Genomic DNA, 15,500 nt, shown 5'->3' with positions numbered 1-15,500 from the left:
GTCTATCAGCTTAGAGTGGGCTGCCGAAAAGCAGGCGTGCCGCACTTGCCTTGCCCAGGACATCAAAGAACTTCTCGATCGTAAATCCTTTACCGGCCACGAAGACCTGATCACCCGGATTCAAGAAAACCATATCGGCCTTTCCGGCTTCCATCTTGGCGAGACTGACCTGTTGGCGTGTAAGACGGCCGTCCTTACCATAACTGACGACATATACCTTATCTTTGTTACCATTCTTAGTGACGCCGCCGGATTCGATGATAGCTTCGTAGACGCTCACTTTGCGATCCATCACGCGAACACCGGGAAGGGCTACGTTGCCCATAACGCTGTATCGCGTGGACATAGCTTTTTCGAGAGTAACCGTGACTTTTGGATCGATTATAAACTCGTCGAGCTTCTTTGTTATCTCAGCGGCAACTTGCTCTACGGTTCTGCCCGCAACCAATACACCCTCGCGGATCAACGGGTACGAAATTTTTGCATTTGGCGGGATCGGCTTGCTCATGATGCAATAATCGGGACATTGACCAAATACCTCGACCGAGATCACATCGCTCGGTCCAAGCCGATATTCTTTAAGATAGTTATTGTAATAGGGCAGAATATCTTCGGTAACGACCTTTTCCGCTGCTTCATCCGTTTTATCCGTTTGAGATGATGGAGCCGGAAGTGGTACAAGAGCCCTTGTCTTTGGCTCTTTAGCCGCCTTGCTTTCGCTGTTCTTGGCCGTTTCCGTCTGACCAAAGCCTAACCCCGAAAGAATTAACAGGCTTGCTGAAATGATTAGAGTGTTTCTGAGAAGTACCATTGCTTTCATATCGAATTTCCTCGTCCGCTACCAAAAACGTCTATTCAGCGGTTGAATCCAGATTTCCCGCTTCCGCTTACCTTCCCTTTCCAAAAAGAACTGTCTTCACCGTGTCAAAAACTATGACCATGTCCAACGTCAGGCTTTGATTCTTGATGTAGTAGAGGTCGTACTGCAGCTTCTGGATCGCATCGTCCACTGATGCACCGTACGGATATTTGATCTGTGCCCAGCCGGTCAAACCTGGAGTTACAAGATGCCGATGTTCAAAGTAGGGGATCTCTTTTGCAAGCTGCTGTACAAAATGCGGTCTCTCAGGCCTTGGCCCGACAAAGCTCATCTCTCCCTTCAAAATGTTCCAAAACTGAGGAATCTCATCGATCCGGAGCTTTCGGATGATCTTGCCGACCCGGGTCGTTCGCTCGTCATTCGTCGTCGCCCAGATCGGCTTACCGTCAGCTTCGGCATCCGTTTTCATGGAGCGGAACTTAATGACATTGAATGTGTGCCCGGCTTTACCAACGCGCTCCTGCTTATAAAAGATCGGCCCTCGTGAATCAAGCTTGATAAGTATGGCGGTTACGATCGCAACAGGCAGCGAAATCACCAGCCCGACCAGAGCGAGAAGCCTGTGAACAACCTCACGAAAGAAGAGCTTTAACTGAGAATCCCGCTGGCGCCCCGCAAAGATCAGCCATGACGGCCTAAGCATGTCCACATGGACTTTGCCCGTTATCCTTTCAAAAAATGAGGTGCATTCCTCGATCGAGACATCACCGGCGAGACTCATTTTGAGAAGAGCTTCGGTCGGAAATGCTCCGCGGCGTTCGCGAACGGCGATCACCACACGGTCGATCTTTTCGCTCTTTATTACGGCTTCAAGTTCGTGAGCTTTGCCCAAGATCTCTGATCGGCCCAGGCGTTCACGCGGTTTTGCTCCGTTTTCGGATAGGAAGCCTACGATACGGTAGCCTGCATCTCTTCGTTCCCAAACCGCCTCAGCCGTATCAAGGGCGGTTTTTCCGGTGCCTACAACGAGGATCTTTTCTCCGATGTCAGGATGGCCGGTGAGAGCATGAATGGCGATCCGCCATCCAAGCAGAAGCACCAGAACGATCGGCACCGAGAAGACAGAAACTCCACGCCCAAGCAGCATCGCCGGCACGAAGTAGAATAGGAGAGCGAGCAACGCCCATGCAATGCCCAACGCCTGAACGAGCCTTAGCAAGAGCTCGCGGCGGTTGGTCATTACAATGTAGTCGTAAAGATCGTAGAAGTATAGAATAAGCAGACAAACAAAGGTCGCAACGGCGATTTTGATCCAGCCGTTCTTGTTGTCGAGTTCATTTTCAGATCCAGCCATCCCAAAGCGTAGATACATTGCAAGGATGACGCCGCAATAGAGTATCGCGGCGTCAGCGAGCAATAACCAAATCAACCTTGAACTGAATCGTGCAGCACCCATTTTTATTGCCTTCGTTATGGAGCGACCGTCTCACCGAGGCGTTTGTAATTGTAGTAACCGTAGTTATAGTGCGATTCCTCGAGCACGTCCTCACTCTGGTTGAGGACAACGCCGAGCATGCGGTCTTTCGGAATTGGTTCGAGTACGCGTTCGATAGCGCTGCATTTTGTTCTATTTGCCCGCACAACAAGCAGGGCTCCGTCAGCGTGGTTGATCAGAACCGTAGCGTCGGTAAAAATTCCGAGCGGCGGAGCATCGATGATCACGTAGTCGAACATCTCACGTGCTTCCTTCAATATCTCTTTGAATTTCGGCCCTGAGATCATTTCCGCAACGTCGTTGCGGGCATCGCCGCCGGGCAAAATATGGAGGCCAGAAGGCTCGAGCCGAACGATCGACTCGGCTAACGTGGCATCTCCAGTCAGAACGTGCGAAAGGCCTTTGTCTGTTTCGATCCCCAGGTAGTCAGCAAGGCTCGGCATACGCAGATCGCTGTCGATGATCAGGCATTTGACGCCGTCAGTTTGAGCAAGAAGCCAGGAGAGATTGAGTGCTGTTACGGATTTCCCCTCGCTGGGGTTTACGCTCGCGACCACGATCGACTGCAGCTTCTGACGCTGGCTCTTATGCAGAACATGAGTACGGAGGCTGCGGTACTCCTCACAATAATTTGACTGTGGCTGTGTTATAGCGACGAGTCTTGGCTCAACGCGTTCGGTGTCGACGGTCCAACTGACAAAGTCAGGTAACCGTCGATCACCGACACGCGTTAAGGATTCGGCGTTCAATTTTGCCCCGGCAGAGATCTCCGATCCCAAACGAACAGGGAGTGCCGTCCCGTTCGTAGAATGCGGCTGCCCTATGAACGCCGAACTTGGGCTACCGATAACCATGCCGTCACCAAGAAGGTCGGGCGGGACATTTGTCCGCCGGACGCTCCGGTTAAAGGGCACGATATTCTCGTTGACGGCGATCTCGCCGGTTCCGAGAGCTTCGGTATGCTTCTTTTGTAATGCTTTAAGGATGCTCATCGCTGATAGCTCCAATTCCTGATGGCCGAAGTGCGGCTAATTCTCGTTAGTTATACTTATTGCCAAATGACCCGTTCAGAGAGCCGAGTTCGAGTGTCACATCATCCTCAAGGTCCTCGAACATCAGCGTATCGCCGTTCGAATATCCGTTTGAATGCCCATTCTCTAAAGGTTGTTCAGTCTTGAACATTCTCGGCTTTACAGCCTCTGTTCGGGCAGCCCCGTTCCAGATCTCGTCTTTGGCATCGGCTCTCAAAACGCGGCTGCTGCCGACTTCAAATGCTTTTTCGGCGGCGATCAAATTATCGCGTCTTGGCAGCATGTCAAGATTTTCCGCAACTGCCTCGACGATCTGTCGGCCGATCACCTGTTCGCCGGCGGAATAGGCGGCGAGCATCGCGTTGTCACAAAGGTTATTGATCTGACGCGGAATTCCCTCTGAACACTGAAAGATAAAGTCGACCGCTCCGGGAGTGAACACATTCGGCTGCTCGGAACCAGCAATCATCAGTCGTTCGGTGATATATCTATCTACTTCCTCGACATTCGGAAAAGGATGCATCGAACAGCGGAGGGCGACACGCTGCTTGAGCTGACGCAGATTCTGCTGATTCAGCTTCTCGCGAAGCTCAGGCTGGCCCGTCAGCACGATCTGAAGGTGCTTCGCGTTGTCTGACTCAAAATTGAGCAGCAAGCGGATCTCTTCGAGAACATAATCCGACAGCTCGTGGGCTTCGTCGATGATGATCACCGTGCGAAGGCCGCGGCGATGGCGTTCCTCGAGAACCTTACCCATCGTGTTGAGGAGTTCGGATTTATTGGTCCAGTCCTTGATGCCGAGCATCTGCGTGACGTTGTGATAGAATTCGTCGATCGACAAACGCGGATTGAACACGTACGCCGCCAAAACGCTAGAATCGAGACGTCTGAGGATCCAGCGAAGAGCCGTCGTCTTTCCAGTCCCGACTTCGCCGGTGAGCACTATCAGACCTTTTGCATTCTCCAGGCCATAATAGAGGCTCGCGAGAACCTCGTTATAGCTCGGCGTGAACACGATAAAACGCGGGTCCGGCGTCAAGGTAAATGGTGTGTCGTCTAAACCGAAAAATTCTTTATACATAATCGTTATTCCAACCTCTTTGCGAGTTGATCGAATCTGAGAGAGTCTCGACCAGATTAAGAAACAAACTTATCGAACAGCCGCGTAAGCTGCAGGATCAAAATAATTAGCGGGATTATCCCGATCGCGACCGCCGTTCCGGCAGCGAGTTTTAGCCAGCCGGCCTTACGGATCCAATTTTTCTCTGCAACCGAGAGAAGCGGCGGAACCGAAGCAAGTACTGGCAAGCCCGTGTAATGCTTGGCATCGTCAATATTCTGGATCTTAAAGAGCCGCGGAATTTCGAAGAATGCTGCAAGCATCAGCCCGAGAGCAAAGCCGATCCCAGTGCCCAGAATAGTGAGCAAAAAGCGTTTCGGAGCTACGGGAGACTGTGGCACATTTGCCGGATCCTGAACACGGATCGTCTCACCCTGCTGGCCCTGCTCGACGTCGAGCGTTACACCCGCGTCATTCTTTTTCTTGGACATTTCGTCGTAGGCCATCTTGGCCGACTGGAGTTGGGCCGTCACGCTTTCAAGTGCCACTTTTACCTGTGGGACCGCATTTATGCGCGCTTCGAGAGCAGCGATCTGCATCCCGTTCTGCTGGCGTTCCAGGTCTTTCGTGGAAAGCTGTTGTTCGATCTGTCCGATCTGAGCCTGTAAACGCTGGTTTTCAAGTTCCAGGTTCTTTTTCTGCAGATCAGCCTTACGGCTGCTCGATTGCGTAGCTACGGCAACTCGTTTATCCGTATTCTTTCGCAGGTTTTCGATCTCCTCATTTACGCGATCGATCTCAGCTTGTTTCGCGACAACGGCCGGGTGCTTTTCACGCCAAACCTTCACATACGTATCAAGTTGGCCCTTGAGATCAGCCCTTTTCTGTATAAGTTGGGCGTATGCCGGTGTGTCCTCGATCTGCGATGCCTGACGGGCGGTGTCTTGAGTCTCTTTTTCACCAAAATCCTCGATCAAGCGCATCTGGCGATTGTTCGAAGCTATTCCATCACTCAGACGCCCTTTTTCGTTGTAGAGTGATTGTTTTTCCTTAGTAATAGTATCGTCCCGCTGCCGAAGCCCTTCGAGCTGGGCAACCAGTCCCTGCTCGGATTCGGGCAAGGTCGAGACGTTCTGCATCATGATGTCGAGCCGCTGTTTTTCAAGGTTATCGAGAGCGGTCTTCTTTTCATTCAGCTGGCGTTCGAAAAGCTCGTTCGTTGATTCGGCAACCTCAACTGCGTTCTGAACCTGAGCGTTTACGTACTTGCTGGCGAGTTCAGCAGTTACATTCCGGGCCGACTGCGGATCACGGTCGCGATAGCTGATCTTGAATGCCGCGACCTTTTCGTTGCCGCTTTCCGCCATCTTCACCTCGATCGCTTTGGACATTTTCTCAACTACCAACTCCATGGGCAGCCCGGCTGCCCGTTCGGTTTTGTACAAGTCATACTTCAGGATCATTGGTTCCAGCGATGAGCGGCTGAGAACTTCCTGATTGATCGTTGAGAGCCGCTGCGAAAGGTCTTCACGCGAAAGCGGTGCTACCAGATTCTGCGAGATCGTCGGCGGTTTGACGGTCAAAAGCGAAGTCGATTCGTAAACGCTCGGCAGCTTGTACACAACATAACCAATCGCAGCCGTAAGCGTGATCATCGGAAGGATGATGAGCCATTTCTGTCTCTTGATCATTCCCAGCAGCTCGCCGGGCTTTCTTTGTCTGAATTCAGCCATTTCTGTTTACCTTCTACTAAGCTTCTTTAGCAACCTTTTCGTCCGATTTCGCCTTCTCGCTCTTCGCGAGCATCGATCTGAGCAGAACCGCGACGACTACCAAACCAACTCCGAAGACCAGCAATCCGAGCGATTCCGGCACAGAAACTGCAATACTCTCGATAGTCGGTGCATTTCCTATTTCAAATAAAACCATGTTCCCCTCGTTCTAACGGCGAACTATAAATTCGCCAGTACACTCTTTGCATCGCGAAGTTCACGCTGCGAAAGCTGATTACCATTTCTCAACGACGTTTCAACTTCACGCCGTGCCGAAGCTTTATCCCCGGCCTTTGCCAAAGCCATCCCAAGCCTCAGACGATAGCCGGGAGTCGGTGCAGAGCCAGCTTTTTTCGATTCCTCGATCGCAACGGCCTTTCTGAACTGCTCGACCGCCGGCGACGCTAAACCCTTTTGCAGATAGACCCATCCGAGCGTGTCGTAAAAACCCGGAGTTGACTGTCCTTTGCTCACAGCGAGGGTGGCGAGCTGCAGAGCTTCGTCAAGGTTGCCCTGTTTGTCGGCGATCAACCATGCGAGATTGTTGGCAGCGATCGAAGCGTCAGGAGCCATCTCGAGAGCACGGCGGTAGGCTTTTTCTGCCTCCGCGGAATTGCCACGCGAATCCTCGATAATGCCGAGCAGTGTGAACATTGGAGCCGCCGGCCGTTTTTCTAAGATCATTCTGTATTGCGCGACTGCTTCGTCAGCGCGACCTTGGCCGACCAGGAAGCTCGCATATGCCGAGTACGCCGGAAAATAATTTGGATCGAGTTCGATCGCTGCAGCGAGTTCTTTTTCGGTTTCTGCAGCATTCTTTTGGGCGGTGAATACGGTTGATTTCAAATAATGTAAAGCAGCGAGGACGTCAGCTCGCCCGGCGTTCGCCGCCACCATCCGATCGACCTCAGCGTGGGCCTTAGCGGCCTGACCCTGGCGGATCATGATATTTACAACACCACTGACAGCGTCAAAATTCTGCGGATCCGCGGAAAGTGCCTTTTCGAAAAGAGCTATCGCACCATCGTCGTTGCGTTCAGCGATCAGCACTTTGGCAAGATTCACCATCGCAGAAGCGGATTTCGGTGAGATACGAACGATCTCCTGCAGGTCATTCTTCGCCTCAGCAAACCGCCCAAGTTCAAGATTCGCGAGGCCGCGCGACGAAATCGCCCGAACACGAACATCCTGGATCATCTGCGGAGTAAAGTCTGAATTCGCGACAGCGGTGTTCGTCTTTTGAACAAGATCATTCGAGAGTTTCAACGCGGCACTCGAATCACCCGCGTTAAACGCCGCCTGGATCCGGATCAACCCTGCTTTTAGGAAGGAAGGGTGGTAGCGTTCGAGATCTGCAAGAAAAGCGTTTGCCTGATCGATCTGCCCGAGAGCTAGCCGCGCCTGAGCCATCAGAAAAAGTGGTTCGCGTCCGCTAGGCTGCTTCTTCAGAACTTCTTCGAGATCCTTGACCGCATCCTGAGCCTTGCCTTCCTGAATTCTCAGCTTCGACCGCAGCATCAGAGCTTCGAGGTCGTCATCGTTGATCTTAAGGAGAGCGTCGAGCTGCTCAGTAACCTTCGCACTGTCCTTACGGTCGAGATACATTTGGCCCAGTTTATAGCGGGCTCGGACATATTCCGGAGCATCAGTAAGGATCTGGTTGAGTGTAGCGATCGATTCGTCCTCGCGGCCGGCTTTCGCATAAAACTCTGCCAGAACCAACCGGCTTTCCGGGCTGTTCTCCTGGATCTGAACCAGCTCGACATAGGCCTTTTCAGCTTTTTCCATCTGGCGGCTGGTAACGTAAAATTCGGCGATCGATTCGCGAGCCTCGATGCTTGCCCCGTCAATTTCAATAGCTTTATTGAACTGCTGTTCGGCTTCTCCGTCGCGATTCGAATACATGAGAAATCGTCCGTATTCGATATAACCAGTGACCGCCTGCGGACATTCCGCAATACCCTTTTTGATCGCAGCTTCAGCCTCGGCGGCCTTGTCGCGGGTCATGTAGAGCCGCTGCAGACTGACGTACGACTCGATTCGTTTGGTATCGAGAGCGATCGCCTTATTTATGGCTCCGACAACTTCGGTGTCCGATTTGCCCTGGGCAGCGAGGATCGAAGCAGTCAGAATGTGGCCTTCGATAAATGATGGATCAGCAGCCAGGATCTCGTCGCGGATCTTCTCGGCTTCCGCGATCATCGGCGGCTGGACAAGAAGGAAATAGTTACCGAGTTTGGCTTTGGCGTCGAGGTTCTTTGCATCAAGCTCGACCGTTTTTCTGAGTTCCTCGAGAGTGTCGTTGAACTGTCCCAGATTCTCGTAAGCGCGTGCCAGGCCCCAATGTGCTTTCGCCGATGAGCTGTCGGATTCGGCAGCAGAACGGAATTGCATCAGGGCATCGTGAAATTTTCTTTTTTGCAGGTATTCTTCACCCTTTGCCAGGAACGATGCGGTCGAATGTCCGCACGCAGCTATTAAGAAGCTGAGGCAAAGAACGAATAGAGGGTAGGCAAAGCGTCTACGAAGAATCTGGCACTCTCGGTATAACATATATATCGAATTGTCGCTCACGATCCGTTAAGGCAGAGTTTCGGGGCATTGAATCTCTGACGCTGCGTGATCGGGCGTTTGGCGGACCGGAATAAAAACACCTTCCGTATCGGCCGTACTTCTTTGATTTCAAAAACTTACAAAGCGAAAGAACTGAAGTTTTCTCGCATTGAAGAAATACTGCCAATCAGTGCTTGATTTCAGAAAATATTGTTGTTTTTTGTTTGAAGGAGAAAAGCCTACTCAGGAACATAGGGCGGAAGAGCCTCAGCAAGGCGGGCCGAAAGGTCGGAAGCCGCCTTGAGGCCGGCAGCCTCGTCAGCCCCAACGCTCGTCATTACGCGGACAATTGCACCATCACTGCGGCTGCGGGTCACGCTGTCCCAGATAGTGTTTATCTTGTCAGTGTACTCGCTCGCCTCGACACGGCCGCGTCCCTGGTACCAATAGATCATGACCTCGTTGTAGATGCCGTTCTCGACGATGTAGCGGTTTGCTTTGAAGGTTTTGCCATCGGCGGTCGGAATGTCAATGATCTGAGGATCCTTCATCACCCAGCCCGCTCCGGGCAGGCAATTTTGCGGGCTGTGATAGGTTGCGCCGCTTCGCTGCGAGGAATAGTAGCCGACATAGATATTGGCGATCCGGCCGTCAGCAAAGGTGTATTCGCGCATCGTGTAATCACTCGTTTTCAGAACACTTTCCGTCTGCTCACTGAACTTGATCTCGCTTCCCCGCTGCCGCCAATCGCCGAGTGTTTGTGAAAGCTCAGTCAGCGGCTTTCGTTCGATCGAGGTTTCGCCGCGATTGACGAACCAATTGACCGCAATTCCGCCCACGACGATAGCGACCACCAAGGGCAAAACCGGAGCGGAACGCCCGGAGAACATCGCTGATGTTTCAACAGCATCATTTATCTCCCGTCCTCGAAAAATCTTCTTCAGAAGCAGATTTGCCCCGATCAGAAGAACCAACGCGACAACATAAACCATCCAGCCCGACGCATCATGCCAGCTGCCGTCCGTTGCCTGTTTACCCCAGTGATAAGTGAGAATGCCGGTGACCGTCACACGCGCCGCGTTGGTTAAAACTGCGATCGGAACCGCGAGGATCATCAACGCGACCACTCGAAGCAGGTCAGGAGCCGCGAGATTTGCAAAGCCGCCACGTTCATACCGCCGCGTAAAATAGCCGAGAATCAGCGCGAGCGTAACGAGCGTCATCAGCGATCTGATTCCACTACACGCCTCAACAACTTCAAGTGATATCGTCTGCGTTGAGCCTTGCGGCAGGATATCGATCACGTTCCCTTTTCGCAGGGTTGGAACGTCGAAAAGCCGAATTCCCCGAACCGCCATCTGTGACGCCCAGATCTGAAGCGGAAAGGCGATGCGGTTAAAAATGATCTGCGGGATCGGGATCGCCAGCAGGAACAGGGCGACCGGAACGAGCAAAAGATTGAGAACTCTCGTCCCAAACAGATAAAGCACGATCCCTACAAGCATCACCACGAACGAAATCCGAGTGGTAAACAGCTCAGCTCCGAGAGTTCCCGCGAATAGCAGGAACAGCGAAAATGCAATAGCCAGCCCGCCTAGGAGCAAGGCTGGCTTTTTCGAGATAGATTTGAAGCCATCCCACTCTTTCCAAACGATCATCCCGATCACGAACGGTACCAGCAGGCCGTGAGAATAATTCTCATCCGACCACCAATCCCGCCCGAGTTTCGTCAGAACGGTCGCATACAAAAAGGCGATGGCGACCGATATAGCCGCTGCCTTGACGATGTTCGTTTGATTTGTTTGAGTGCTTTCGCTCATCAAAGACCCTTTTAAGAAAAGGACAATCTAGAGCGAATTCCTCTAATTTAGATTAGTCCAGCGAAACGCAATATCTAAAGTAAATTGATCACGAAATGGTGCGTTGTCGAAAAAAGTCCTTTATTCCTGATGTCTCAAGTGAACATTGACTTCGCATTCTAAGCACCCGCGAAAGCATGTTGCAAAATTTTTCGTCTTCTTTTGATATAGAAATTGCCTCACTGCTTCCTAGAATCCAAATGCCGTAATGATTATCCGATATTATCAGCGGTCCAGAGAATGGTTGATCTGTCATCGTGAAACGAAAACGGCGTGAGGTACTCCGTTCCAGTGAACACAGCCAGTCAATCTTTTCATTCAACTCCAAAGTGACTTCACTGTTGGAAAGCAAATCAAAGTCCTCCAGCTCTTTTTGGAGATTGCTTTTTGAAAAGAAGTAACATAACTCCGTAGTACGATTTGCCTTATTAGTCTCTATCCATAAAATCAAAGCGTCTAAGAATTGTTGTTCGTATAGAATTTTACTTTGCTGATCTGCAGTATATTCTCTTGCTCCTAAGATCAATGAGGGAGTCTGTTGACATATATACAACCTCTTTTGGGTCTTTGATATTAGCTCTATCCCCAACTCATACATCTCTTCTCGTGACTGCGTGTAACGAGGCTCTCCGTAATATTTGGCCAGTTCCGTCTTAATGCTATCCCGGACGGCGATCCGAAATTCTGCGAGCGTTCGGTAGTTCTTAAACACGGCTTTTTTTGCAATTGAACCGTCTTCATCGAAACCATCCGAAAGTCCGGTGATGAATCTCTTTGCTTCAATGTCTCGCTCTTCTGAATCGATAAGGGATTTTATGACAATTAAAATCGGTTTGTTGGTTCTAATTGCCTCCTCATATTCAGCTTTAACTGCCGGACGAAGCGATTTCCATATGATCAGGATAAAAATATCGCATTCGCGAACCTCGTCAGTATAGGCTTCTAGAGGAGCTTGGCTCATAGCCGGAAACAGCTCGAACAAAGATGCGTTAATATTAAGCTCCACGAAAACTTCTTGAATGATTTCCCGTTCATTCTCAAGTTCCCGCATTGCGGAGCTTACAAATACTGTTATTCCTTTTTTCACACTCTAATTATTTTAGTTCGTCAAAAATTTCTGTTTATCATAAATTCCGCCCACGAGTAGAGTAGCTCTTTGTATTTCGATTCCGGAATATCTTCAAGAAAGGGTAGAGCTTTGTCAATGTAAATATTTGCTAAATCACTACAACGCTTTACACCTCCCCGGGCCCTCAGTATCTCCACAACCTCGAGAATTTCTTCGGGTGAGGCATTCTGATTTCCTAATATCTTACCCACTTTTCTTTGCTCGTTTAAAGAGGCGTTTTTTATCCCTTCTAGCACTATGATAGTTTTCTTACCTTCTCGAACATCCGAACCCACAGGCTTGCCAGTTTCTTCCTGACTTCCAACGAGTCCCAAAATGTCATCTTGCAGTTGGAAAGCTATACCACAGTTGGCAGTAAAATTCTTGAGCGCCCTAACCTCAGGATTCTCAAAATCCGCACAATCTAGCCCGATCATGGCTCCAGCCATTCCGGCAAATTCGTAGAGGATGCCGGTTTTAAGCCAAAGCATCTCAAGAACTTCATCCTCCGACAAGCTTATTGAAGCTACATCGTCTAAAAGACCGTACTGGATATCTAGAGCCTCTCCGCGAATCAAATTAGCTAGCACATACGACTGCAAATAGGCGACTATTCGTAAAACCACCTTTGAATCAACGCCCCTATCTAGAGCCGAATCAATGAACAAATTGATGGCCCAGCCTTGCTGTAAATCCCCAACAAGAATAGCAACACTTTCCCCGTACTTATTCGCCTTTTCCGGAATCAAGCCCATCTCTTCAGACCCCTTCGCCGAAGTAAGGCTGTGAACAGTAGGAAGACCCCGTCTCAAATTATCGTTGTCGATAATGTCATCGTGGACTAAGGTCCAGGTGTGATACACCTCGACTCCTGCAGCGGCAGGAATTGCTTTCTCAATATCTCCGCCTACGCTTCCGCAGGCCATTAATAAGACAGCCGGTCTTAGCCTTTTCGCAGGTCGTTTTATATAGCTCCATGTTCCGTCGCTGATATGAGCTGGGGCGAAAAAAGAAGTAACGCTGCTCGAATCAAGGTAGGACAAAACCTCTTCATCGGCATCTTTCAAGAACTTAAATAGTTTATTTTGAGACAAACCAAGGCTCGGATTATTTTGCATTAGTTAAATCGTAAGGACTTAGCACAATTTTCGCAAATCAAGGTTCTGTTCCAGGGTCCCCCCTGCCGAACTAGATCGAATCATGTTGTCCTTCGACTACTTTAACTGTAACGCTTCTGGTTTTTTGCGATTCGCTGACCAATACTGTAAATTGCTGTCCTAACATGCCTGTTTCACAAGACGATTTCCGACGTGCTCTCTCTTGTTTTGCGAGCGGAGTAAATGTTGTAACAACAATAGATGCCGAAGGCGAACTGCACGGCCTCACAGTCTCGGCTTTTTGCTCGGTTTCCCTCGCTCCGCCATTGGTACTGATCTGTATCGAAAAAACAACCGCCAGCCATTTTGCCTTCCGCGAATCAAGAGCTTTTGTCGTAAATATCCTGAACGAAGCTCAGGCAAATCTCTCGGAGCATTTTGCAACGCCATTCCGGGATAAATTTTCGAAGGTGCCTTATCGTCGCGGATTAGAGGGCATCCCGGTGCTTCAAGATACGCTTTGCAATCTGGAATGTCGTATCAAACACGATTTCGACGGCGGCGATCATTCGATCTTTGTCGGCGAGGTCGAGCACGCAACCGTTCAAGACGGGCTGCCGCTGATCTATTTTCAGGGCGGTTATCGCAACATATAGCCATGTCAAAACGAGCAGTTCTTGCCATCATTTTGATCTTAGCCACCTTCGCCGCGATCGTTCCGGCTCAGGCAAAACTGAAATGGTACAAGGGCAACACGCATACCCACACGTTAAACAGCGATGGCGATTCAACGCCGGATGATGTCGTAAAATGGTACCGGGAACACGGTTACAATTTCTTGTTTCTCACCGACCACGAATACATCACGAATGTTAAACCTCTGAACGATCTATTCGGGAAAGAGGGCTCATTTCTGATGATCCCGGGCCAGGAAATAACGGATTCGTTCGACAAAAAACCATACCACTCCAACGGCTTGGGCATTTCAAAGATCGTCATGCCAAATCGTCTGGCGGGAGCGGTCGAAACGCTTCAAAAAAACATCGACGATATCCGTGCGGCAGGCGGAATTGCGCAGGTGAATCATCCTAATTTTGGTTGGGCTTTGACAGCCGATCATCTGATCAAACTCCAAAACTACACTCTGCTCGAGATCCACAACGGCCATCCGCTCGTCAACAATCTAGGCGGCGGCGGTTCGCCCGGAGCTGAGGAATTGTGGGATGCGGTTCTGTCGAGCGGCAAAGTCGTTTACGGCGTGGCCGACGACGATTCACACTTTTTCAAGCGAATTGGCGATCCGACGGCTCCGACTCCGGGGCAAGGCTGGATCTATGCTCGAGCAGCGGATCTATCGCCATCGTCGATCCTCGAAGCCCTGCGCAGCGGTAACTTTTATGCTTCGACGGGTGTTGAGTTATTGGATTACCAGGCGGACGACAAGCAGATCACTGTTTCCGTTAAAGCCTTGACGAACAGCAAATACAATGTCCGTTTCATCGGAAAAAACGGACGCACCTTATCCGAAATTCCCTCCGCAACTGCTACCTATAAGATCATTGGCGACGAAGGCTACGTCAGGGCAAAAGTTCTCGAATCGAACGGTAGAGCAGCGTGGACGCAACCGGTCTTCATCGGAAAGAAATAGTTTTAATCAGCGGACAGGATAGCTGCTAGATCGTCTTCGTTTAGCTGATATGTTTCGTTGCAAAATCCGCAAGTCATGACCGCGCCTTTATCTTCCTCGAGCATTGCCGCGACCTCGGCTTTACCAAGAGCAGAGACCATCGATACAGCTTTCTCCGATGAACAGGTGCATTCGAATGCCACCGTATTTTCCCCCAGAACCTCGAAATCGATTATTCCGAGCACCAATCTGAGAAGGTCTTCGGGTGTAGCTCCTTCCTTGATGACGGAGGTTATATGCGGTGCGTGAAGAACTGTGTCCTCGATCATCGTAACGATGTGATCATTTGCGCCAGGCATCATTTGGATCAAAACGCCGCCCGAGGCAGTGACAAATGGCTCGTCTTTTTGCAGCAGCACGCCAAGCAGCACGGCCGACGGGATCTGTTCCGACTTGGCCAAATAAAATGCTAGATCTTCGGCGATCTCGCCCGACGTGATCGGCACTGACCCGATGTAAGGTTCACGGTGGAGTCCTAGTTCGAAGCCCGATTCGCGAATAACGTGGAACATCCCCTGCCCGACAATTCCACTGACATCAAATTTGCCATCCGAACGCGGCGGAAGCTCGGCCTCCGGATTTCTTACGTAGCCTCGAACGCCGCCTTTGTTATTTGCCTCGGCGATGATCCCGCCGACCGGCCCGTCCGAATCAATGCTGAGCGTCAACCGGTCAAAATCCTTGAGGCTCGCCCCCATCAGAGCGGTTCCCGTGAGCATTCGTCCCAGAGCCGCCGAAGCCGTAGGCGATGTGTTATGCCGGCGGATCGCTTCCGCCAGCGTGTCGGTTGTCACCGCTGCGATCAAGCGAACGGTTCCCTCCGCAGCAATTCCGTGTACTAATCTGTCCATCTATTGATAGTTTCGAAAAGTCTGCACCAATAAGTCAAACACCGCAAACTAAAGAAAAATCAACAAGTTGTTGCCTTTGTCCAATTGAAACACAAGATGTTGAGTAAAAAAGTATTGACATTGCACTATTTTCTTACTTAAACTGCTCTCACTTGCGGATATTTCTC

The 15,500-nt window shown here is 50.6% G+C and carries 13 protein-coding genes; 2 read left to right on the top strand and 11 right to left on the bottom strand.

Annotated elements, in window-relative coordinates; all coding sequences use genetic code 11:
• Positions 1–10: 10 nt before the first annotated feature.
• From IPG22_13120 to IPG22_13075, 10 genes are all read right to left on the bottom strand, one after another.
• Positions 11–820, bottom strand: coding sequence for a polysaccharide biosynthesis/export family protein (locus IPG22_13120; protein ID MBK6589227.1), 810 nt, complete (start codon positions 818–820; stop codon positions 11–13).
• 67 nt (positions 821–887) lie between these two features.
• Positions 888–2,276: a TIGR03013 family PEP-CTERM/XrtA system glycosyltransferase gene (locus IPG22_13115; protein ID MBK6589226.1), complete on the bottom strand. Its 1,389-nt coding sequence runs from the start codon at positions 2,274–2,276 to the stop codon at positions 888–890.
• Between the two features lie 14 nt (positions 2,277–2,290).
• Positions 2,291–3,307, bottom strand: a complete 1,017-nt coding sequence (locus IPG22_13110) for a CpsD/CapB family tyrosine-protein kinase (protein ID MBK6589225.1) — start codon at positions 3,305–3,307, stop codon at positions 2,291–2,293.
• 46 nt (positions 3,308–3,353) lie between these two features.
• Positions 3,354–4,427: an AAA family ATPase gene (locus IPG22_13105; protein MBK6589224.1), complete on the bottom strand. Its 1,074-nt coding sequence runs from the start codon at positions 4,425–4,427 to the stop codon at positions 3,354–3,356.
• A gap of 56 nt (positions 4,428–4,483) precedes the next feature.
• Positions 4,484–6,139, bottom strand: coding sequence for a hypothetical protein (locus IPG22_13100; GenBank protein ID MBK6589223.1), 1,656 nt, complete (start codon positions 6,137–6,139; stop codon positions 4,484–4,486).
• Between the two features lie 16 nt (positions 6,140–6,155).
• Positions 6,156–6,335 (bottom strand): hypothetical protein, encoded by a 180-nt coding sequence (locus tag IPG22_13095; GenBank protein MBK6589222.1) that lies wholly within the window; start codon positions 6,333–6,335, stop codon positions 6,156–6,158.
• A gap of 23 nt (positions 6,336–6,358) precedes the next feature.
• Positions 6,359–8,731, bottom strand: a complete 2,373-nt coding sequence (locus IPG22_13090) for a tetratricopeptide repeat protein (GenBank protein MBK6589221.1) — start codon at positions 8,729–8,731, stop codon at positions 6,359–6,361.
• Positions 8,732–8,970: 239 nt separating this feature from the next.
• Entirely contained in the window at positions 8,971–10,551 is a 1,581-nt protein-coding gene (gene epsI, locus IPG22_13085; GenBank protein ID MBK6589220.1) for an EpsI family protein, read from the bottom strand.
• Positions 10,552–10,639: 88 nt separating this feature from the next.
• Positions 10,640–11,677, bottom strand: a complete 1,038-nt coding sequence (locus tag IPG22_13080) for a DUF4062 domain-containing protein (protein MBK6589219.1) — start codon at positions 11,675–11,677, stop codon at positions 10,640–10,642.
• Positions 11,678–11,697: 20 nt separating this feature from the next.
• On the bottom strand, positions 11,698–12,765 hold the full coding sequence (locus IPG22_13075; protein ID MBK6589218.1) for a polyprenyl synthetase family protein: 1,068 nt from the start codon (positions 12,763–12,765) through the stop codon (positions 11,698–11,700).
• A 215-nt stretch (positions 12,766–12,980) separates the two neighbouring features.
• Here IPG22_13075 and IPG22_13070 point away from each other — a divergent pair, with 215 nt between their 5' ends.
• Positions 12,981–13,451: a flavin reductase family protein gene (locus IPG22_13070; protein MBK6589217.1), complete on the top strand. Its 471-nt coding sequence runs from the start codon at positions 12,981–12,983 to the stop codon at positions 13,449–13,451.
• 2 nt (positions 13,452–13,453) lie between these two features.
• Positions 13,454–14,443 carry a PHP domain-containing protein gene (locus tag IPG22_13065; GenBank protein ID MBK6589216.1) on the top strand — a complete coding sequence of 330 codons (990 nt, stop codon included), beginning with the start codon at positions 13,454–13,456 and terminating at the stop codon, positions 14,441–14,443.
• A gap of 2 nt (positions 14,444–14,445) precedes the next feature.
• Here the strand turns inward: IPG22_13065 and hslO are convergent, their stop codons facing one another.
• Entirely contained in the window at positions 14,446–15,333 is an 888-nt protein-coding gene (gene hslO, locus IPG22_13060; protein ID MBK6589215.1) for an Hsp33 family molecular chaperone HslO, read from the bottom strand.
• Positions 15,334–15,500 lie beyond the last annotated feature (167 nt).

It is taken from the genome of Acidobacteriota bacterium (assembly GCA_016703965.1).
Lineage (GTDB): Bacteria > Acidobacteriota > Blastocatellia > Pyrinomonadales > Pyrinomonadaceae > OLB17.
Note: the sequence above shows the minus strand (reverse complement) of the source record. Positions and strands in the feature narration are given on the sequence as shown.

What these genes read in the sequence shown, in the direction of transcription:
- IPG22_13120 (MBK6589227.1), bottom strand. Translation starts at nt 820, where the DNA reads ATGAAAGCAATGGTACTTCTCAGAAACACTCTAATCATTTCAGCAAGC.
- IPG22_13115 (MBK6589226.1), bottom strand. Translation starts at nt 2,276, where the DNA reads ATGGGTGCTGCACGATTCAGTTCAAGGTTGATTTGGTTATTGCTCGCT.
- IPG22_13110 (MBK6589225.1), bottom strand. Translation starts at nt 3,307, where the DNA reads ATGAGCATCCTTAAAGCATTACAAAAGAAGCATACCGAAGCTCTCGGA.
- IPG22_13105 (MBK6589224.1), bottom strand. Translation starts at nt 4,427, where the DNA reads ATGTATAAAGAATTTTTCGGTTTAGACGACACACCATTTACCTTGACG.
- IPG22_13100 (MBK6589223.1), bottom strand. Translation starts at nt 6,139, where the DNA reads ATGGCTGAATTCAGACAAAGAAAGCCCGGCGAGCTGCTGGGAATGATC.
- IPG22_13095 (MBK6589222.1), bottom strand. Translation starts at nt 6,335, where the DNA reads ATGGTTTTATTTGAAATAGGAAATGCACCGACTATCGAGAGTATTGCA.
- IPG22_13090 (MBK6589221.1), bottom strand. Translation starts at nt 8,731, where the DNA reads ATGTTATACCGAGAGTGCCAGATTCTTCGTAGACGCTTTGCCTACCCT.
- epsI (MBK6589220.1), bottom strand. Translation starts at nt 10,551, where the DNA reads ATGAGCGAAAGCACTCAAACAAATCAAACGAACATCGTCAAGGCAGCG.
- IPG22_13070 (MBK6589217.1), top strand. Translation starts at nt 12,981, where the DNA reads ATGCCTGTTTCACAAGACGATTTCCGACGTGCTCTCTCTTGTTTTGCG.
- IPG22_13065 (MBK6589216.1), top strand. Translation starts at nt 13,454, where the DNA reads ATGTCAAAACGAGCAGTTCTTGCCATCATTTTGATCTTAGCCACCTTC.
- hslO (MBK6589215.1), bottom strand. Translation starts at nt 15,333, where the DNA reads ATGGACAGATTAGTACACGGAATTGCTGCGGAGGGAACCGTTCGCTTG.